Source organism: Faecalicatena sp. Marseille-Q4148, from assembly GCA_018228665.1.
GTDB lineage: Bacteria > Bacillota > Clostridia > Lachnospirales > Lachnospiraceae > UBA9414.
The window spans coordinates 1200379-1221149 of record CP073692.1 but is presented as its reverse complement, the minus strand read 5'-3'; the positions used below and the strand labels follow the sequence as shown (position 1 = coordinate 1221149).

Annotated in this window: 23 protein-coding genes; 19 read left to right on the top strand and 4 right to left on the bottom strand. The window is 41.1% G+C overall.

Translation table 11 applies throughout. The features are described 5' to 3' along the window. Window positions 1-31: 31 nt before the first annotated feature. Entirely contained in the window at window positions 32-910 is an 879-nt protein-coding gene (locus KFE17_05840) for an MBL fold metallo-hydrolase (GenBank protein ID QUO33257.1), read from the top strand. Window positions 911-922: 12 nt separating this feature from the next. Next, window positions 923-1633 carry a polyphosphate polymerase domain-containing protein gene (locus tag KFE17_05835; protein ID QUO33256.1) on the top strand — a complete coding sequence of 237 codons (711 nt, stop codon included), beginning with the start codon at window positions 923-925 and terminating at the stop codon, window positions 1631-1633. Window positions 1634-1744: 111 nt separating this feature from the next. Here the strand turns inward: KFE17_05835 and KFE17_05830 are convergent, their stop codons facing one another. Next, on the bottom strand, window positions 1745-3217 hold the full coding sequence (locus tag KFE17_05830; GenBank protein ID QUO33255.1) for a transposase: 1473 nt from the start codon (window positions 3215-3217) through the stop codon (window positions 1745-1747). Window positions 3218-3304: 87 nt separating this feature from the next. Between KFE17_05830 and KFE17_05825 the strand changes: the two genes are divergently transcribed. From KFE17_05825 to KFE17_05790, 8 genes are all read left to right on the top strand, one after another. Further along, the gene (locus KFE17_05825; protein ID QUO33254.1) at window positions 3305-3454 is read left to right on the top strand and encodes a hypothetical protein; all 150 of its coding nucleotides are present in this window, start codon (window positions 3305-3307) and stop codon (window positions 3452-3454) included. Next, a complete protein-coding gene (locus tag KFE17_05820; protein ID QUO33253.1) occupies window positions 3448-4116 on the top strand; it encodes a DUF4956 domain-containing protein in 669 nt (222 codons plus the stop codon). Before KFE17_05825 ends, KFE17_05820 begins: the two co-directional genes overlap by 7 nt. Before the next feature lie 33 nt (window positions 4117-4149). Then, a complete protein-coding gene (locus KFE17_05815; GenBank protein ID QUO33252.1) occupies window positions 4150-4725 on the top strand; it encodes an RNA polymerase sigma factor in 576 nt (191 codons plus the stop codon). Further along, window positions 4722-5693: a hypothetical protein gene (locus tag KFE17_05810; protein QUO33251.1), complete on the top strand. Its 972-nt coding sequence runs from the start codon at window positions 4722-4724 to the stop codon at window positions 5691-5693. Before KFE17_05815 ends, KFE17_05810 begins: the two co-directional genes overlap by 4 nt. 148 nt (window positions 5694-5841) lie before the next feature. Further along, a complete protein-coding gene (locus KFE17_05805; GenBank protein QUO33250.1) occupies window positions 5842-7575 on the top strand; it encodes an ABC transporter ATP-binding protein/permease in 1734 nt (577 codons plus the stop codon). A gap of 31 nt (window positions 7576-7606) precedes the next feature. After that, window positions 7607-9244, top strand: a complete 1638-nt coding sequence (gene cydC / locus KFE17_05800) for a thiol reductant ABC exporter subunit CydC (GenBank protein ID QUO33635.1) — start codon at window positions 7607-7609, stop codon at window positions 9242-9244. Beyond that, window positions 9245-9625 carry a YbaN family protein gene (locus KFE17_05795; GenBank protein QUO33249.1) on the top strand — a complete coding sequence of 127 codons (381 nt, stop codon included), beginning with the start codon at window positions 9245-9247 and terminating at the stop codon, window positions 9623-9625. A 74-nt stretch (window positions 9626-9699) separates the two neighbouring features. After that, on the top strand, window positions 9700-10587 hold the full coding sequence (locus tag KFE17_05790; GenBank protein ID QUO33248.1) for a cation transporter: 888 nt from the start codon (window positions 9700-9702) through the stop codon (window positions 10585-10587). A gap of 13 nt (window positions 10588-10600) precedes the next feature. Here the strand turns inward: KFE17_05790 and KFE17_05785 are convergent, their stop codons facing one another. The 3 genes from KFE17_05785 to KFE17_05775 are packed head-to-tail and all read right to left on the bottom strand — an operon-like array spanning window position 10601 to window position 12158. Next, the gene (locus tag KFE17_05785; GenBank protein ID QUO33247.1) at window positions 10601-11299 is read right to left on the bottom strand and encodes a PAS domain-containing protein; all 699 of its coding nucleotides are present in this window, start codon (window positions 11297-11299) and stop codon (window positions 10601-10603) included. Window positions 11300-11326: 27 nt separating this feature from the next. Next, entirely contained in the window at window positions 11327-11668 is a 342-nt protein-coding gene (locus KFE17_05780; GenBank protein QUO33246.1) for a hypothetical protein, read from the bottom strand. A 22-nt stretch (window positions 11669-11690) separates the two neighbouring features. Further along, complete coding sequence (locus tag KFE17_05775) at window positions 11691-12158, bottom strand: ATPase P (protein ID QUO33245.1); 468 nt, start codon at window positions 12156-12158, stop codon at window positions 11691-11693. A 197-nt stretch (window positions 12159-12355) separates the two neighbouring features. On the opposite strand from KFE17_05775, the gene KFE17_05770 reads away from it, so the two are divergent. The 9 genes from KFE17_05770 to KFE17_05730 all read left to right on the top strand — a co-directional run bounded on the left by KFE17_05770 (window position 12356) and on the right by KFE17_05730 (window position 20768). Continuing rightward, window positions 12356-12733, top strand: coding sequence for a diacylglycerol kinase family protein (locus KFE17_05770; GenBank protein QUO33244.1), 378 nt, complete (start codon window positions 12356-12358; stop codon window positions 12731-12733). A 49-nt stretch (window positions 12734-12782) separates the two neighbouring features. Then, window positions 12783-13118, top strand: a complete 336-nt coding sequence (locus KFE17_05765) for a hypothetical protein (GenBank protein ID QUO33243.1) — start codon at window positions 12783-12785, stop codon at window positions 13116-13118. Further along, a complete protein-coding gene (locus tag KFE17_05760) occupies window positions 13084-14667 on the top strand; it encodes an AarF/ABC1/UbiB kinase family protein (protein QUO33242.1) in 1584 nt (527 codons plus the stop codon). Before KFE17_05765 ends, KFE17_05760 begins: the two co-directional genes overlap by 35 nt. 32 nt (window positions 14668-14699) lie before the next feature. Next, on the top strand, window positions 14700-15329 hold the full coding sequence (locus tag KFE17_05755; GenBank protein ID QUO33241.1) for a cytidylate kinase-like family protein: 630 nt from the start codon (window positions 14700-14702) through the stop codon (window positions 15327-15329). A gap of 40 nt (window positions 15330-15369) precedes the next feature. Beyond that, complete coding sequence (locus tag KFE17_05750; GenBank protein ID QUO33240.1) at window positions 15370-15681, top strand: rhodanese-like domain-containing protein; 312 nt, start codon at window positions 15370-15372, stop codon at window positions 15679-15681. A 127-nt stretch (window positions 15682-15808) separates the two neighbouring features. Continuing rightward, window positions 15809-17614: a helix-turn-helix transcriptional regulator gene (locus KFE17_05745; GenBank protein ID QUO33239.1), complete on the top strand. Its 1806-nt coding sequence runs from the start codon at window positions 15809-15811 to the stop codon at window positions 17612-17614. Between the two features lie 209 nt (window positions 17615-17823). After that, window positions 17824-19095 (top strand): hypothetical protein, encoded by a 1272-nt coding sequence (locus tag KFE17_05740; protein ID QUO33238.1) that lies wholly within the window; start codon window positions 17824-17826, stop codon window positions 19093-19095. A 31-nt stretch (window positions 19096-19126) separates the two neighbouring features. Beyond that, entirely contained in the window at window positions 19127-19981 is an 855-nt protein-coding gene (locus KFE17_05735) for a sugar ABC transporter permease (protein QUO33237.1), read from the top strand. Further along, on the top strand, window positions 19974-20768 hold the full coding sequence (locus KFE17_05730; protein QUO33236.1) for a carbohydrate ABC transporter permease: 795 nt from the start codon (window positions 19974-19976) through the stop codon (window positions 20766-20768). Before KFE17_05735 ends, KFE17_05730 begins: the two co-directional genes overlap by 8 nt. Window positions 20769-20771: the final 3 nt, after the last annotated feature.

Genomic DNA, 20771 nt, shown 5'->3' with positions numbered 1-20771 from the left:
ACATTGTTATAGTAGAAAAGGAGGAAGAGAGATGGAAAAAAGAAAAAAAATAGGACTGTATGTAATGCTGCTTTGGATTCTTTTGATAGGAATGATAGCGGGTGTATGGTGGAAGAAAAGAGAACCCCAAATGTCGGAACAAGATAATCTGGCAGTCAAAATCACTTTATTCAAAGTAGGGAAAGCAGATGCCATTCTCTTAGAAAAAGAAAACTATACAATGGTAATTGATGCGGGAGAGGAGGAAGATGGCGATGAGATTGTTGCTTATTTAAACCAGCAGGGAAAAGAGACGATAAATGATCTTGTAATTACACATTTTGACAAGGATCATGTGGGCGGAGCAGATACATTGGTGGAAAAACTGCATGTCCAAAGAGCGATCATTCCTTCCTATCAAGGGCAGAATGTGGAATTCAGTGATTTCATGCATGCACTTCAGCAAAGGAAGGTAGAAACAAAATCGCTTAAAGAGGATATGAGTTTTGCTGTGCAGGATTTAGAAATACTGATCGAGCCGCCAAGTTCTTATGAAGCCCCGGCAAACATTACAGAGATGGATAATAATTTTTCCTTAATTACGACAGTTACACATGGGGCAAATCGATTTGTATTTTTAGGGGATGCAGAAAAACAGCGTATACGGGAATGGATGCAGGACGGTACGACTGAAGCCTGCGATTTTCTGAAAGTGGCGCATCATGGTGTGTATGAAACAGAATTACCGGCGCTCCTTGATCGATTGCAGCCGGAATACGCTGCAATCTGCACTTCCTACAAGCATCCGGCAGACAAGGAAACATTAGAAGAATTGAAAAAAAGAAATGTATATTATTTGGAAACAAAAGATGGGAATATTACAGTGATCAGTGATGGGAAAAAGTTGGAACTGCATCAGCAGTTGGAATAAAGGAGAAAACATATGGCACAGACAGTATTTAATCGGTATGAAAAAAAGTATCTTATGCCGGAGACGGTTTACGAAGAGTTAAGGACTCAATTAAAGCCGTATATGGAAGAGGATCAATATGGTTTACATACGATATGTAATATTTACTATGATACGCCGGATGACCTGCTGATCAGACGTTCGATTGAAAAACCGAAATATAAAGAAAAGTTAAGGCTTAGAAGTTACGGAATTCCGGGATTAGATTCGAAGGTATTTTTGGAAATCAAAAAGAAATACAGGAAAGTAGTCAATAAGCGAAGAATAGAACTGACATTACAAGAGGCTTATGACTATGTGGAGAAAGGGATACACCCGAATATGGAGGGGCAAATCATTAACGAAATTGATTTTTTTCTTAAGCGTTATCCGTTAGAGAAAAGCCTGTACCTTGCCTATGACAGAATTGCATTGTTCGGTAAAGAAGACAGTCAATTTCGGATTACGTTTGATCAGAATATCAGGAGTCGGAGAAATTTTGTGGGGTTGGAAAATGGAGATTGGGGCGAGCTTCTTTTGCCTAAAGGGTTTTATTTGATGGAAAGTAAGATTATGGGAGCAACGCCGCTGTGGTTTACAAAACTTTTATCGGATCTTGATATTTATTCTACTTCATTTTCTAAATATGGAAATATTTATAAAATAGGTAATTGCGAAACTCACGAAGTTTGTTTGCAATCTTGAACAAGAAAAGGGATGAATTCATGCTCTGCACGAGTTCTGGAATAAAATGTGGGTAAGCGGACAGTTTAGGCGCACTTTAATAAGCCTTAGGCTTTATAGAGTTGGTAAGTCCTATGCTATGAGAGGTTTTAAACTTCGAATGTATTCGTGATGTTTGATTTTATCTGCAAGAACGACACTGATGAGTTGTGTAATACCTGCAAGAATTAAATCCACATACAAAGTCCTCTCATTCTGGGTTCGGCGTCCTGCAAGACAAAGATTATCCTTGATGTGATTGATGTTTCTTTCCACAACAGTCCTGATTTTGTAGGTATTATCCCATTCTTCGGTTCCGCGAATCGTTCCGGGATAAGCACGCAGATTCTTTTCAGGATAGATATAAACCATACGACCACCTCTTGATGTGGTACAGGGAGTTTTGCAACAGCATTGCCGATAGGATTTTCTGGTAGATTTATCGTAAGCCCACTTCATTTTGGGACAGACAAACTTGAATCTGGTAATACCGTTTCTTAGTTTAGAAGTGCATTCGTACTTCATAGAAAGCGAAGGGTCATGAGGACAGCAGGGGATACCATCTTCATTGATGGTATAGTCTGGATGTTCAAGTCCGGATCTTGCATTCAGTGGAATATAAGCTTTGGCGAAATGTTTGTCATTACCAAAAGTGTTACCAGTAAGAAGGCTCTTATAGAGCTGTGTGGTATCGAAAGCTGCATCTCCAAGGAAAGTTTTCGGATTAATCAGTGGATGTTTGGAAAAGAAGTCTTTGAGTGTCGGAATCAAAAGCTTTGAATCATGAACACTTTTATCCTCATCAGGGGAGTCGGATTTCTTTTCGATAATAATATCAGGATGTGCATACATAAAGTCTTTATTATAAAAAGAGATATGACGAATAATTCCCAGCCCATTGGTAACAATGCCAAATTTGAAAACATAGCAAAAATGGCCATTGATATAAAGTTGTTTGATTTCAGGGTTAGCAGAAGCATGGGAAGGCATGGAACCATAAGCAGCTTTGTAGGGGTCGTAAGATTTATCAAATCCCTGAGTTTTTGCATAAGCTTTAAGCTGTTTGATAATTCTGTTAGCATACTTTGGATTATTTTCTGTAACGAATGCTTCAATACCGGAAGAATCAAAGATAGTCATATCCGCTTTTGCAGAGTCAATTGCCTGACAGATAGGCTCAGTAACATCAACAAGTTTATCGAAAACAAGCTGCAGGTCACCTAAAAAGTCCTGTTTGAAGCGGGTTATTTTGGAAGCGTCTGGGACTTTGGTAAAACCACAAAATTCACGAAGAGGTTTTGAGTAAGTGAGAAAAGTCAAAAGAAGTTGATCCGTAGGGATGGAGAAAATACGTTGGATGATCAAAGCCCACAAAAAAGCTTGTAAAGGGTATTTACGGGTTCGTCCCGTTGATGCATAAAAATGATTTCTGAAAGAAATCGGAATAAACTCATCCAAATCGATATGAGTTTCCAATAGAGAAAGAAATGCAGGTTTGTCATTTTCAAATTTATCTTGGCAATCCGAAAAAATATCTGCCAAAGAAAGCTGTTTATATGGTATCATAGGTATTAGAATAACTCCTTTCTTGGATTGCGGATTTTAGTTTTTGGCAACTCTATTATACCATATCCAGTGAGGAGTTATTTGCTTTTGAGCAACAAAAAATGCCGTATTTATGCGGCTTGCGGCGTTTCGCAAACGCCTATTTATAAAAAAGAAAGAGGAGCATTTCATTTTGAAGAAATGATGGTGCACAGAATGGAAAATTGGAATGAAATAAGGAGGAAAGAAGTATGTTAAGAAGTATTTTTCATGTGGGAACATTTTCAATAGAAGCAGTGATCGTTTCAATGATAACAGCGTTGGTACTCGGAATGGGAATTGCATGTTTGTATAAAAGAGAGGATTCTTTTCATAGCCATTTTACAGTCATTTTAGCAGTGCTGCCGCTGCTTGTACAGTCAGTTATTATGATTGTAAATGGCAATTTGGGAACATCCGTTGCAGTGTTAGGTGCATTTGGACTGGTAAGATTCAGGAGCGCGACAGGAACTGCAAGAGAAATTGGATTTATCTTTTTTGCGATGGCAATTGGTTTAGCGACCGGCATGGGATTTTTGACGTTGGCAGTTGGAATAACGGTATTCGTGGGAAGCGTTATATTTCTTCTTGAAAAACTGCATTTTGGGACTGGTTCATCAAAAGAAAGACAGCTTCGTATTACGATTCCGGAAGATTTGGATTATGCGGGAATTTTTGACGATTTATTTATGGAATATACAAAACAGCATCGACTGGAACGGGTAAAAACAACCAATATGGGAACGATGTATGAATTATCCTATTGTGTTGAACTTCGGGATGTAAAGAAAGAAAAAGAATTTATTGATCAGCTGCGCTGCAGAAATGGAAACTTGTGTATTATTATGGGGCTTGTCCAGCGAGAGAAAAACGAGCTATAATGATAGCAAGAGAGAAAGACTGAGGGGATTACTATGCTTTTATTTGCTGAAATTGCTGATCAGGAAGCAAAACAAAAAGAAACGTTGAAAATTGATGAAACACTATTTTCTAAAATAGGAGCAGGGGATCAAAATGCATTTTGTACATTATACTGTCAAACGAAAAGCGCAGTATATGCGTATTCACTGTCGATTCTGCATAATCAAATGGATGCAGAAGATGCAATGCAGGAGACTTATCTGAAAATCAGAGGAGCGGCTCATTTGTATCAGATGCAGGGGAAGCCGCTGGCATGGATTTTGACGATTACGAGAAATATCTGTTTGATGAAATATCGGCAGCAGAGGAGGCAGTTTACCTGTCCGGAAGAAGAGCTGAAGGAGGCAATTGATTTTGGACAGATAACCGACAGAGAAGACAGGATTGTTTTAGAGACGGCATTTGAAGTTCTGTCAAAAGAAGAATGTCAGATTATTGTGCTGCATGCAGTATCAGGAATGAAGCACAGAGAAATCAGTGCATTGCTGGATATGCCTGTGTCTACGATTTTATCAAAATATAACAGAGGTCTCAAGAAATTGCGGGGACAACTGGAGGGGAGACTATGAAAAAAAAGATAGAAGACCATTTAAGAGATGCAATTCAGGAGATGGTGCCGGATCGCGCAGAAGAAATTTGGAACAGACCGGTAGAAAAAGCATGTGGAAATGAATGGTATCTGGATGATGTACCGATAAGAAAGCAGCATAGAAAAATAAATATGACGATGCTGTCTGCGGTTGCTGCCTGTTTCGCAGTGTGTATTGCCCTGTATTGTTATCAGAATATTTTTGTGGAATCAATTATTTATTTGGATGTAAATCCAAGTATAGAGCTGCAGACCAATCGAAAACAAAAAATTGTGAAAGCAGAAGCCCACAATGATGATGGTGCTGAAGTTTTAAAAGAAATGAAACTAACTCATGCGGATATTGAAGATGCACTCAATGCCATCTTGGACTCTATGACGGAAAAAGGATATCTAAATAAAGACAAACATATGATTTTGCTTTCTGTTGAGGGAAAGAACAAGAAAAAAACAGATGAGATGTGCAGAAAACTGGAAAGAGAGGCAGATCAGTATTTGCAAGCTCATATTGGCGCCGGGAAAGTATATGCACAGCAAATGCAGCAAGATACACAATTGGAAGAGGAAGCAAAAGTACATGGAATTAGCCCGGGGAAAGCGGCATTCGTTCGGCAGCTCCTGAAGAAATATCCGCAGATGAAATTTGAAGACCTCGCGAACAAGACTTTAGATGAGCTGAAAGAATATTTGTATCCTGAAGAGAGAGAGGAATTTGAAGACGAAGAAGAGGAGGAAGAAGAAAGCCCGGATCAGGAGACACAAGACCGGGAAGAAGAGGAAAAATCAGACGAGCGTATACAAGAATCTGAAGATGAGGCAGCAGCGGAAGAATATGAGGAGAGCAGAAGTGAAGAAGAAAACACGGTTGAAGTGGTAGAAGAGGATCATGATGAGGATGCAGATGAGGAATACGAGGAGTATGAGGAAGAAGATGATGAGGAGGAATAAAAAAGAATAACGGAATAATGGGGTGGAGCCAAGAGTGGTATCCACCCCATATGTATTTTAACAATAAATATTTTTTTTCTTGACAAATCCCAACGAGGTAGTTTATACTAACCAAAGATTAGCTAAAGCTAACTTAAAGGAGAACGAAATGATTAAGAAGAGATTAATTCAACTGTCAAAAGATTCTATGAAACATATTAAAAGAAATGTATTTTATCAATGGCTGGCGTTGTGTGCGAATATCATTCTTATTTTGTATCTCAGCAGTTTGATAGAACGCTTGTATGATAACAGAATGAGCGGGATTGGTGTTGGAGCGCTTGTGATGGGGTTGGCTGTTGGGCTGCGGTTTATTTGTACGAGAGCGGCATCTAAGGAAAGTTTTCTTGCCAGCCGGGATGTGAAAAAAATCTTGCGGGCGAAGATTTATGATAAGCTTTTGCGGCTTGGACCGTCTTATTCCGGGAGGGTATCTACCGCAGAAGTGATTCAGGTAACGGTGGAAGGGGTAGATCAGTTGGAAACCTATTTTGGACAGTATCTGCCACAGCTTTTTTACAGTCTCCTTGCTCCGGTTACACTCTTTGGCGTATTGGCATTTATTCATCTGAAGGCAGCTTTTGTACTGCTTCTTTGTGTTCCGCTCATTCCGATCGCGATTATATGCGTACAAAAGGTTGCGAAGCGGCTGCTTGGAAAGTACTGGGGGCAGTATGCGAAACTTGGCGATAGTTTTTTGGAAAACCTTCAGGGACTTACCACACTGAAAATCTATGAGGCGGATGCGAAACGGCATCAGCAGATGAACGAAGAGGCAGAGCAGTTTCGGATTGTGACAATGAAGGTATTGAAGATGCAGCTGAATTCCATTATCGTAATGGATATTGTGGCGCTTGGAGGGGCGGCAGCGGGAATTATTACCGGTTTGAAAGCATTTCAGGCGGGAGCTGTCGGAATCGGAGGAATGTTTGCTATTCTGCTGCTTTCTGCCGATTTCTTTATTCCGATGCGTCAGCTTGGATCTTTCTTTCATGTGGCAATGAACGGCATGGCAGCCAGCGATAAGATTTTTGGACTGCTGGATCTGGAAGAAGAGATGAGCAAAGCGAAAATGGTGCAGGAAGATCGATTTGATATTTCGGCAGAAAATCTTACATTTGCATATGAGGCGGAGCGACCGGTTCTTGACGGGATTCATTTTCAGATGAAACCGGGACAGTTTACAGCGCTTGTCGGAAAGAGCGGGTGCGGAAAGAGTACGATTGCAGCACTTCTGTGTAAGCGTATATCTGGATATGAGGGCAATCTGAACTTTGGCGGACAGGAAATCTGTGAATTATCAGAAGAGGGACTGCAGAAAAAGATTACGCTTGTTTCTATGAATAGTTATCTATTCGGCGGAACAGTCCGGGAGAATCTCTGCATGGCTAAGGCAGATGCAGGAGAAGAAGAATTGTGGCGTGTGCTTGAAATCGTTCAGCTTTCAGAGTTTTTGAAGACGCAAAATGGACTGGATACGATATTAAAAGAGCGGGGAGAGAATCTTTCCGGAGGTCAAAGACAGCGTTTGGCGCTGGCGAGAGCCTTGCTCCATGACAGTCCGGTATATGTGTTTGATGAGGCAACGAGTAATATTGATGTGGAAAGTGAAGAACGGATTATGGAAGTGATTCGGGAACTGGCGAAGCAGAAAATGGTACTTATGATTTCACACAGGCTTGCTAATACAGTTTGTGCAGACCAGATTTATATGTTGGAGCATGGGAAGATAGTAGGAAGCGGTACCCATGAAGCACTGTTGGATTCGTGCAGTCCATATGCGAAGATGTGGAACAGTCAGAAAGAACTGGAACAATATGCAGGAGGAAAAGGATATGTATAAAACAATACAAAAGAAGACGAATTTTCAGATTATGCTGCAGTTGACAGGGCTTGTAAAACCGCTTGGAGGAACGATGGCAATGGCAGTCATCTGTGGCGTGACAGGATTTCTGTGTGCCAACTTTATTACAATTTTAGGCGCATACGGGGTGCTGTCAGCAATTGGGGAGACAGCAGTCTCTCTGAAAATGGTTATGCTCTTACTTCCGATACTGGCAATCCTTCGCGGGATTCTTCACTATGCAGAACAGACGTGTAATCATTATATTGCATTTAAAATTCTTGCCATGATTCGAGATCGGGTATTTACAGTGCTTCGTAAATTATGTCCGGCTAAACTGGAAGGGAAAGAAAAGGGGAATTTGATTTCAGTCATTACATCAGATATTGAATTGTTGGAAGTGTTTTTTGCCCATACGATTTCTCCGGTGTTGATTGCAGTTTTGATGACAGTAATTATGACAGGATATATTGGAATGCTTCATCCGCTGCTTGGGATGTATGCGATGGGAGCATATCTTTTGATCGGAGCGGTGCTTCCGGTATGGATTTCCAGAACAAGCAGGGATTGGGGAAAGAAACTTCGGAATCTATCCGGAACTTTGAGCAGCTATGTATTAGAAAATCTGAGAGGACTTCGGGAAGTACTTCAGTATGGCTGCGGAGAAGCGCGAAAGAAAGGCATGGGAGAGCGAACCGAAAAAATGCTGGAGGCGGATTGGTATGTGAAACGCGCAGCGGGCTTTGGAATGGCAATGACCGGAGCGGGAATTTTTCTTCTCTCCCTTGGAATGTTCGGGCTGTCGGCTTATTTCTATCAGGCAGGAAAGATTGGATTTGGAGAAATGGTGTTGGCAGTAACGGCGATGTTCAGTTCTTTTGGGCCGGTGGTGGCGCTGGCAAATCTGGGAAGTACGCTTCAGGGAACGCTGGCAAGTGCAAGAAGGGTATTAGAACTTTTGGAAGAAGAGCCGGTTGTAACGGAGAATGTGGGAGATGGTTATACGGTACTTTCAGGCGAGGCAGAGATTGATTGCCGGGATGTGAGTTTTTCCTATGAAAAAGAGAAAATTCTTGATGGAGTAACATGGAAGATGAACCCAAATCATATTATCGGAATTGTCGGAAAGAGCGGAAGCGGCAAGTCAACACTTCTGAAATTGTTAATGAGGTTTTGGAATGCAGATGCGGGTAAAATAGAGATTGCCGGAGAAGAGATTTCTAACATCCAAACGTCATCTCTGCGGGCATATGAGAGTTATGTTACCCAGGATACGCATTTGTTTAAAGACAGTATCGCAGAGAATTTAAGAATTGCAGCTCCGGATGCTACGATGGAAGAACTGAAAGAAGCTTGTCAAAAGGCAGCAGTCCATGATTTTATCGAGACACTTCCGGAGGGATATGATACAAAGGTAGGAGAACTTGGCGACACGCTGTCCGGCGGAGAACGGCAGAGATTAGGAATTGCCCGTGCATTTCTTCACAGAGCGCCGATCATGCTTCTGGATGAACCGACGAGTAATCTGGACAGCCTGAATGAGGGGGTAATCTTAAAGGCGCTTCACCAGGAGAGAAAAGACCGTACAGTAGTTCTTGTATCTCACAGATTATCAACGATGTCTATTGCAGATGAAGTGATTCAAATGGAAAGCGGGAGGATGAGCTAAATGAAAACAACAAAATTCTTATGGGCTGCGGCAGGATTTCTTTTGACAGGAATTGGCGCGGCAGGGGCAATGATTCCATTAGTTCCCTGTGTCGTATTTCTGCTCGGGGCAGCGTTTTGTTTTGCGAAAAGCAGCAGGAAACTGGAAAACTGGTTTTGTGGAACAAAGCTCTATAAAAATAATCTGGAAACTTATGCAAAAGGTGAAGGGATGACAAGAAAAACAAAGGTTGGGATTATGGCAGGTGTTACCATTACAATGGGAATTGGATTTGCCATGATGGGAGCTGTACCGATTGGCAGAGCAGTTTTGGTGATTGTATGGATATTCCATATCATATACTTTGGATTCCGGGTGAAAACGGTGGAAGCTTCGGTGTAGAGAAGGGAAACGGCTTTACTTTTATAACCAGTAGCGTTATAATCTCACTTATATTTCAAAAATGAGGTGACAACATGATAACCGAAAAAAAAGAAAAACAGATTCTGCTGATGTCGTTTTTCTCAGGATTGATGTTTGCTGTTGTAGAATTTATTTTTTCTATATACAGTCATTCACAGTCTGCATTGACCGATGCAGTATACGATGCATCAGAACTTGTCTTTATTGCGCTGCTGTTGTTTTTGACACCGTTGTTTCATAAGCCTGTATCAGAAAAACATCCTTACGGATATTTTCAGATTGAATCAATATTTGTCATAATTAAAGGGGTTATGATGCTTTCGGTAACGATGGGAGTATCGGCAGAAGTGTTGGATTCTGCTTTGTCAGGAGGAAATCCGGTAGACCATGCACAAGTTTCGCTGTTCCAGTTTTGTCTTGGGGCAGCCAGTATTGTTATTTTTCTAATCATGAAACGGCTGAACCGCAACTTATCCTCCCCGACGATTACCGCAGAACTTCTTGGCTGGAAACTAGATATTGTATATAGTTTGGGCATGTCTCTTGCCTTTTTTGTATCGATGTATCTGGAAAAAACACCGCTTGGATTTCTTACGCCGTACTTTGACCAGATTGTAGCGGTCATCGTTATGGTATTCATGCTTCCGGAAAGTATAAAGGTACTGTGGGGAGCGGTAAAAGATCTTTTTCTGTTTTCACCGGATGAGACATTCATGGAGGAAGTCAAAGAAATCTGTCATCCGATACTGGAACAATACCAGTTTACGCCTGTCTTTTTCGATATTACGAGAACGGGACGGCATTTGTGGATTGCGATATATTTTCAGATTGAGGCAGACAGCCTGGAAGTAAAAAATCTGGAACTTGCATTAAAAGTTCTAAATGAAAAAGCAAAAGAAGCTTTCCAGGAGTCTACCTGTGAGCTGATTTTAGTGCCGTAAACTTAGGGCGGATTTAACCGTTGATCTCACTGAGATAGCGGTAGATCGTTGCCGATGAACAGGAAAATTGTCCTGCAACAAAGGAAATTGCTCCTTTGAGCTGGAAAAGTCCTCTGTCATGCAGTTGGCGTATCAGTTCTTTACGTTCACTTTGCGTTAGCCGATCCAACGGTGTTGAAATGGAAGCAGTTGTATCGTCAAAAATTTTCTGCATAAGTGAATGAATGTCCATAGAGAAATGTTCTGTAATTTCCGGAATGCTGTCGGACGTCTCGGAACTTGAGAACGAAAGCGTTTTGGAAAATGCAGGAACATTTGCAGAAGCAGAAGCCGGATGTATGACCGCCATTAGCTTCTCGTGGAGTTCCATGAACCGGCTGTCATCAAAATTAATGCACAGAAGTCCAACAGGGATGCCGGAAGAATCTTTAATAAACATCGTAGAAGAGCGCAGCACATGACCGTTTTCAGCGATGCCTTTATAGTTTACAAGAAAATCATGGGATTCGTATAATTTTCCGGAAAGCATCTGAAGCGCAGCATTGGTCAGCGGGCTTCCAACGGTTCGGCCGCTGATGCTGCCGTTTGCGATTGCGATGATGCAGTTGTGTTCAGGAGTCAGGTCCTGAAGAACAATCTCATAATCCGGTCCTAACGTCTGACCGAGAAATTCAACGAGGGGGATATAGGGCTGTAAAATAGTAGATATCATATTATAGCTTCCTTTTCCTTATTAGAATTAGTTTTTTTCCGAAGATGGTTCTGAAGAAATCAGTTTTGTCAATACAAGACTTTCTGCTTCTATCTGAGATTTCAGATCAAAAATCAGATGACACTGCTGTCTGATATCGGCGGCACGTTCCTCACATTGTGCTTTGATACGCGTCAGACGTTCCTCATACAAAGCGACGCTGTGATTGTCATCAGAGCCTGATGGCAGCATGGATTCTTCCAGGCAGGCTTTTTGATACATCTGTTCTACGGTCTCCAGCTGCTTTAGCAAATCCGGAATTTTCTTTAAATATTCATTATAAACTTCGATAAAATGTGATTCTTTCTGATTCGAAAATAATATTTCCATAAGATGCTCCTTTTTTAATTCTTTATCCGCGCAGTCCTGCGATCAGTCGATTCGGGTGAATCAGCAGTTCTAATCCATCTTCGATAGAAGAGACGCAAATGTCTGCCTCTTTGAGAAGCTTTCCATATACGCCTTCCGTTCCCATGACTGCAACGGAAAATGCGGCTTCTTTTAACATGAGTTCGTCATTGCGTCCATTGCCAAAGGCGGCACATCGTCTTGCACCAACCGATTTTAATAATTCTTTTTTGTAATCTCTTGCATTTCCCGATGGAAATGTCTGTAAATAAACCGGAAGCTGTTCACACTGTTCTTTTGCTGTTCCATTGGTATCTGCAGTCAGCACATAGATACGAAAATTGCCGGCAAGAGTAATCAGTCTTTGACAAACACTCTTTGGAATGACGCCGTCCACGGCAATGGTTCCGTTAAAATCAAGAAAAATAGTGTCAAGTTCTAATGTTTTATATTCCGGGATCTCTATTCTCATAACAACCTCCTGTATGCTTTCCGGTGGAAATAATCTATTAGCTTTAGTATAGTGCAAAAATTGTTTAAAGTCCATGATAATCAATAGAGAAATACAGGATAAAAAAGAGCAAAAGAATATAAAATTAACCAAAAATTTATATATTTTTGTGCAAAATGTAGTATAATAGAGTTAAATTCCGAATAAGAGGTGAGAAAATGAGACAGCCGAAGAAAGAACCATTGTATAAAAGTTTTGGTTATGCATTTGAAGGGATTTTTGCCGGAATCCGAAAGGAACGGAATATGAAGATTCACTGTGTGGCAGCGATAGGAGTGACAGCAGCGGGAATACTATTTCATATTTCTGCACTGGAGTGGTGTATCTGTCTGGTATTGTTTGGAATGATTATGGCGCTGGAACTTGTGAATACAGCAATTGAGGCAGTAGTAGATCTTGTGACGGAAGAGAAACGTCCCCTTGCCAAGCTGGCAAAGGACACTGCCGCCGGAGCAGTTCTGATTGCGGCGCTTATGGCAGCAGCAGCGGGACTTATTATATTTCTTCCAAAGCTTTTACAGCTTTTTTCGCTGTGAAAGAACCGGATAAGGAAGCGCAGAATATGCAGAGAGAGGAGCATGTAACATGGATGGATTTGGAGATAATATTAAGAAACTTTTGTTAGCAGGGATTGGTGTTGTGGCAACAACAGCAGAAAAATCAAAAGAGATGCTGGATGAGATGGTAGAAAAAGGCGAACTGACAGTGGAACAGGGGAAGGCGCTGAATGAAGAGTTGAAACACAACATTAAGAAAACGGTAAAAGAGAAGATGAATGTGGCAGAAGAGCCGGATTCACCGGAAGAAATCAGCGAGATGCTTGAGAAGATGTCGCCGGAGATGATCGAGGCGCTGAAAGAGCAGCTTGCAGCGATGGAGGCAGCAGATGAGCAGGCAGGAAACGCAGGAGTACCGGACTAGATTAAAAGAGATGACAGGGGTGCTGAAAAAGCACGGGATTACAAGAGGTGTAACGCCGGAGAAACTTCGCCTCATTCTGGAAGACCTGGGACCTACATTTATCAAATTGGGACAGATTATGTCCATGCATTCAGATATTTTGCCGAAGCGATATTGTGATGAACTGATGCGGCTCCGCTCAGAAGTTGCCCCAATGAGTTTTTCAGAAGTAGAGGAAGTTCTGGAGAGTGCTTATGGATGCCCCTGGAGCGAAATATTTACAGCAATAGACGATACCCCTCTTGGCTCAGCTTCTATCGCGCAAGTACATAAAGCGGTATTGAAGAACGGCGCTTCGGTTGTTGTGAAAGTGCAGCGAAGAGGGATCTATGAGACGATGGCAAGAGATATCGGTCTTTTACATCGGGCGGTCAAGCTGCTCCCTCCGGTAAGCCTAAAGGAAATGGTTGACCTGGATATGGTGCTTGATGAACTTTGGGCAGTGACGCGTGAGGAGATGAATTTCCTTACAGAAGCAGCTAATATGGAAGAATTTGCAAGACACAATAAAGCAGTTGCATTTGTCGGTGTTCCAAAGCTTTATCAGGAATATACGAATCAGTCCGTACTTGTTATGGAGCATATTGAAGGGTGCAGTGTGGATGATAAGAAAGCATTGCTCGCTGACGGATATGATCTGGAAGAAATCGGAATTAAGCTGATAGACAACTATATCAAACAGGTAATGGATGATGGGTTCTTTCATGCCGATCCACATCCGGGCAATGTAAAAGTGTGCGAAGGAAAGATTATCTGGATTGATATGGGGATGATGGGACGGCTGACGGAGAGGGATCGGGAACTCCTCGGACGGGCAATTCAGGGAATTGCAGTCGGAGATGTGGGACTTCTGCAGGATGTTGTGCTGGCGCTTGGAGATTTTAAAGAAAAACCGGATCAGAGCCAGCTTTATGAAGACATCAGCAGTCTGCTTTCAAAGTACGGAACAGCAGATTTTGGGGCGATTGACATTGCAGAGGTAACAATGGATCTTATGGAAGTGATGAAAGAGAATAAGATTATTATGCCTCATGGAATGACTATGCTCGCAAGAGGATTAACACATATGGAAGGTGTGCTGGCAGATATTGCGCCGGAGATCAATATGGTTGAGATTGCATCGAGGCATATGGCGGGAAAAATCCTCGAAGAAAAGAGCTTGAAAAAAGAGCTGAAAAACAGTGGAAAGAATCTGTACAGATTTATTCAGAAAGCAGTCAATATTCCGTCATTATTATCCGATATCCTTCAGGGCTACTTAAAGGGGCAGACGAAAATTAATCTGGAACTTCATGCAGCCGGAGAATTGGAAAGGCTGCTGCGAAGGCTGGTAAGAAACATTGTAATGGGGCTTTGGGTAATGGCGCTTCTGATCAGCTCCAGCATTATCTGCACAACAGATATGACACCGAAGATATGGGGGATTCCGGCGCTTGGAGCGTTTGGATATCTGATTGCTTTTGGGATTGTAATGTATGTATTTTTAAAACATATTTTTTCGAGAAAATAAATATTTCGGAAGATTGAAAGGGGGATACATGTATGACAGATCATGTAATTATTACGATTGGAAGAGAATTCGGCAGCGGTGGACACGAAATTGGCAACAGGTTGGCAGAGCGTTTGAATATTCCGCTTTATGATCATAATCTGATTGCAATGGCTGCAAGAAAGCTGGCAATTACGAATGAAGAGGCAAGTCAGGTGGATGAGTCGATTCTTGGGAAATTTTTATCCGGCTATGTTGTAAATACCGGAGATTATACGGTGTTTATGAGAGAGGGAGAGGACACCGTGCCGCTCAGCGACAAAGTATTCCGCGCACAGAAAGAGATTATTTTGGAACTGGCGAAGAGAAGTTCATGCATTTTTGTGGGGCGATGTGCAGACTATATTCTTGGAGATTATTCCAATTGCATCAATGTATTTGTCCATGCCTATCGCGATGACAGAGTTCGCCGGATCATGCAGATTTACAAATTGGATGAGCGTCAGGCAAAAGAAAAGATCAAGCGGGTAGATAAAGGAAGAAAGCTCTATTATGAGGCGCATACAGGAAGAGAATGGGGAAGTATTGAATCGCATGACATTCTTTTGAATGTGAGCCTTCTCGGTGTGGAAGGAACCGTGGATGCACTGGAGAGCATTTATCGGAAATGGGAACAATCATAAAACTATATAAAACTATATGCAGGACAGGACGGTAATAGACATGGGATTTTTAAATATGTTTGGAAAAGAACCTTCACTGGAAGAAGGAATTAAAGCACAGCAGGAGACAAAGGGTTCCGTGCTTCTTGATGTGCGTTCAGAAGGAGAATATGCGGAAGGACATCTGGAAGGCAGTGTCAATATTCCGCTAAATAAACTGGCAGGCATTGATCTGCCAAAAGAAACGCCGCTTTTTGTCTATTGTTTAAGTGGGGCAAGGGCAGGGAGAGCAGTTACCTTTTTGACAAAGATGGGATACAAAGCTGTCAACATCGGCGGGGTATCCGGACATGAAAGTAAATTGGTGCGGTAATTGCTAAGAATGTAATTATATTTAAGAAAAAGCATTAAGAAAAGAGGGATTCCATTCATAAAGTATCGTAAGGTGATATGGGATGAATGGAATTTCTTTATGCTCATTTGGAGTGGGAGAAGAAATAATGGGACAAAGTATTGGGATGATTTTGGGAAGCTTGCGCAAGGAAAAAGGCTATTCTTTGAAACAATTAAGTGAGGGACTGTGCGACATTTCAGAACTTGCGAAAATGGAAAGCGGGGAGCTGTCGCCGGGGTATTTTCGTTTAGACCGCTTATTTGGCAGATTGGGTGAATCAACAGAACGGCTGGAATATGTGCTGCCAAAAGAAACGTATCGCTTATATGAGCTGCAGTATCAAGTGCAGTCGGCTATTTGTCATTTGCATTTAGAAGAAGCAGAGCATACGCTGCAGCTGTATGAGAAAGAAAAAAGAGCAGGGAAAAAGCTTCACAGACAATTTATCGAGCAAGCAAAGGCGCAGATATTATGGATTCGCTGGAAACAGGAGAGAAATTCGCTGCATTTGCTGAAAGAAGCATTAAATCATATCGAAAGTGCAATTGTACAGACGATGCAAGGTGAGCGTGCGATTGATCAGCGGATTTTTAGTGCAGAGGAATTAAAACTGCTGCTATTTCGCTGGGAGATTTGTGAGCAGACACAGGAAAAAAGAAACGAAAAGGAATTATGGGAAATTTCAGAATATCTGGAACAGAAGCGCTTAAATCCGGGAGAATTGGTTAAGGTTTATCCATATGCAGTATTATTGCTGAAAAAATACTCCAATCTGCCAGATGCGTATTTTCAGAGCCGGTTAGAAGATGCATTAGAACTTCTGCGGGAAGAGGGAAGAATTTTATATCTTCCGGAGATATTATGGGAAAATGCATTACTGCTGAAACAGGATGGAAAAGAAGCAGAGGCAGAAGAACTGTTAGAAATGCGAAATGCATTAGTAGAAGTAGAGACAGAATATAATATACATTTTGAAGATTTTCCAATGTTTCAGCATATTAACAGGGCATTTGAATTGGACTATGAAGTGATTCGAAAAAGCCGTCTTGCAAAGAAAATGTCGCAGGAAAAATTATCAGAAGGATTATGTACCAGAGAAGCGCTGTCAAAAATTGAACGAGGTAAAGTACAGGTAAGAGAAGAACTGATGAAAAAACTTCTGCATCGCCTAAAACGGGAAAGAGAGCGCGTTGGAATGTATGTTGTGGCAGATCGATTTGAAGCAGTGCGGTTGGAAAGAGAAATTGCTGCCAGAAGACAACGTTTTGAGCATGAAGAGGTAGAAGAAATTTTACAAAAACTAGAAAAAACAGTAGATATGTCAAATATTAAGAATCAGCAGTACATAATATCGGAAAACATCATGACAGAATATTTATGTCATAATATCAAAAGAGAAGAGGCAATAAGGAGATTTAATGAAGCTATAACGCTAACATTACCGCATGCGGAGAATGATATTTTGTCTTATCGTTTAACACATAGTGAAAATATTATTTTGAATCGAATTGCCAATCTTTACTCGGAAGGTTCGACAGAGGAAAAAGAAGTAGCAATTTTGTTATGGGAGAGAATATTGAGTAATTATGAAAATAGCGATTTAAACCCTGTTTATAATATCCGGGATTGGGAATTAATAGCAGGAAATATGGCAGGAGTATTGACTGAATTGGAGAGAACAGAAGAAGCATTTGCGTGGAACAGAAAGCGTATGGTTATGATACTGGAAGCCGGCAAAGGAAATGAATTGGGACGTGCTGTTACGACCATGGCTTGTATTAAAGAATTGACCTGCAAAAAAGAAAGCCCTATGTTGTTTCATCAGGCGCTAAATATTTTAAAATTAATGAAAATGAGATATCGTTATCAAGCTGTAAAAGAATATGTAGAAGAAAAAATGTATAATGTTTAGACATTTTCATCGCTGCCACTGCCGGAATTACCTCCGCTATATAAAAGTATAAAATGAATAGAATATATAATAAAATAAAAAACAATAAATAGTCTGTGAATTATCTTAAAATGAATAATTTTCAAAATAATTCACAGATTTTTTGTGTTAAAAATGCTAAAATTATTCTAATAAGCAAGAAAAATAAGCTATCCACGGAGGTGAAGTCTATGAAAAAGAAATGGTTAGCAGCGTTGTTTTTGAGTGTGATTTTGGTGATTTCCGGCTGCAGCACAGGCGAAATGAGAGAGAAAAAAGGCAGTCAAAAACAGGGAGAACAGTTGACTCTTGTGACAGAAAAAATGTATGAAGGCATTACGAAAGATATTGTGCGCTATTATATGTCACAGCATCCGGGAAAAGGTGTGAAAGTAACATATTTGCCGACAGAACCGCAGGAACGGGAGACGAAATTTCAAAAATTGCGGACAGAAATGATGTCAGGAAAAGGAGCGGATTTATATGTTTTGGGCAATCCTGATGAGCAGATCAATGCGTCTCTTCGAAATACGCAGTTATTTACGAATGTCAGCAAAAGTATGCAAAGCGGAGTATTTGCGTCTCTGAATGAATATATGGAAGAAGATGCTTACTGGAAAGATGGAGATTATCAAAAGTCACTTTTAGGCGCCGGACAGTATGAAGGAAGACAGTATATTATCCCATTGGCATGCGAGTATTATGTGTTTGCATCTCCGCAGGAAAACAATGCGCTTCAGGGGGAGACATTAGAAGAATGGTATGAGAATGCATTAAATTCGGACAATATGCAGATGCGTGATGCAGTTGTAGCGGCAGTAGACGATATGTCCAGCAGATGGCAGCAGGTATCTGTGGATTATGAAACGCAAAAGGTAAATTTTGATAAGCAAACATGGAGTTCTTTCATGAAAAAAGTACTTCTGCAAGAGGAACAGAATGTGCAGGAGAATCCATATATGCTTGGCAAGATGGAAATTGACGGGATGCTCGGAAGAACAGCGGGAACAGGAGGCTATCGTTATCAGGCGGTACCAAATCAATTTGGAAATAAGATGGCATCGATTACAGTTTATGGCGGAATTGGAATGTCTTCCGAACAAAAAGAAGAGGCATATGAGCTTTTAATGTATTTTGCAGATCCGGAACTTTATGCGAAGAAGCAAACGAGCTATACAAGTATCGGAGTAGGAGATTTTCCGGTCAGCGAATCCGGAGTTAAGAATTATTTAAACGCGCATTACCAGATTTATGATGAGACTGTCATTCAGGCGGTGTTAGAAAGCTTCAGAGAACTGGAGAGCGGTTATTTTGTGTCACAGGCAGATTATAGTTTTTATGACCTGACAGGAGGAATGCGGCTTCAGGCAGAGAGAGATGCGTCTCCGACAGGAGTAGATACGCTGGTAGCGAAGATTGCTGAACAGGCGGAGGAAGAATATACGATTCTTGTGAAAGAATAAGAAAAGCGGCTATAGAAATGAGGGACTGCTTATGAAGAAAAAGAATGGGGGATTTTGGCTGGCATTTCCGGCAATCGCCGGTTTTACTGTTTTCTACTTTGTACCATTTTTGATTACGGTTTGGTATTCTGTGTCATTTGGAATTGGACAGCGGGAATTTGTCGGAATGGCGAATTTTATAGATTTATTCCATAATGAGATGTTTCTTCTTTCGTTAAAGAATACGGGGCGCTTTTTAGCAGTAAGCGTCCCTGTGATTCTTGCCGGATCGCTGCTGCTTTCAATGCTGCTGCAAAAACTGACACGAGGATTGAAAGGATTCCGCCTGGCATATTTCTATCCAATGATGATTCCAATTGCTTCAACAGTACTCGGTGTACAGTTATTTTTCGGGGAAACAGGTATCGTTAATCGTTTTTTACTTTTGGTAGGAGAAAATGATAAAGATTGGCTTCATTCATCACTTGCATTTTGGGTGATTTGTATTTTATATTGGTGGAAATATACGGGATATCATGTATTGATTTTATTTGCAAGACTTCAAATGATTCCGAAGCCTTATTATGAAAATGCCAGACTGGATGGAGCGGGAAATGGAACAATCTTTCGCTGTATTACGTTGCCGTTGATCGCCCCTGTGCTTTTATTCAATCTCGTGCTTGCCCTTATGAATGCATTTAAGTGTTATCGTGAAGCATTCTTGCTTGGCGGAAACTATCCAAATGACAGTATTTACCTGCTGCAGCACTTTATGAATAATAATTTTCAAAATCTGAATTATCAGAAGATTTCATCCGCATCTGTTGTGCTTCTGACAGTGATTCTTGTATTTTGTGGAATCGGTTATGGAATTTATCGTGTGATAAGGGGGCGGGCTTATGAGTAAGATGAGAAAAATGCCGGCCAGACGACAAAAAAGATATTGGTTTATGCTGCTGCTGGCAGGGATTGCACTGCTTCCGGTTATTTATATGCTCTTTAGTTCTTTCTGGGAGATGCCGGAAAGAAAAGTTTCGCTGATGGGATATTATCATGTATTTCTGGCGGAACCGGGATATCTGATGAAATTTTGGAGAAGTATGGGGCTTTGCCTTGTAATTGCGACAGGGCAGACAATTATTAGCTGTATGGCAGGAACTGCATTTGCCAAATACAATTTTATTGGAAAGAGGATGCTCTTTGGGATTATGCTTCTCTTTATGTTACTGCCGGTTCAGGTAACATTGCTTCCGAATTACATTTTGCTTGAAAAACTTGGATTTCTGAATAGTTGGAAAGCATTGATTATTCCGGGAATTTTCGCACCATTTGGAACGGTATGGATGGCATTTGTATTTCGCTCTCTTCCGGGAGAGATCCTTGAGGCAGCAAGCCTTGATGGAGCTACAAAGCTTCAGAATGTATTTCAGATTATGGCTCCGGCAGTAAGACCGGCTGTACTTACCTTGTTTATATTAAGTTTTGTAGAAAGCTGGAATATGGTAGAACAGCCAATTACATTTCTTGAAGGGCCGGAACAATATCCGTTATCTGTTTTTTTAGCCGGGCTTGAAGGCAATGAGCTGACGGTTCAGTCCGTATGCGGTATACTCTGTCTGCTTCCGGTTACATTTTTATTTTTCTACTATCATGAGGAACTGGTAGAGGGAATCGGAGATTCATTATGGGGTTGATTG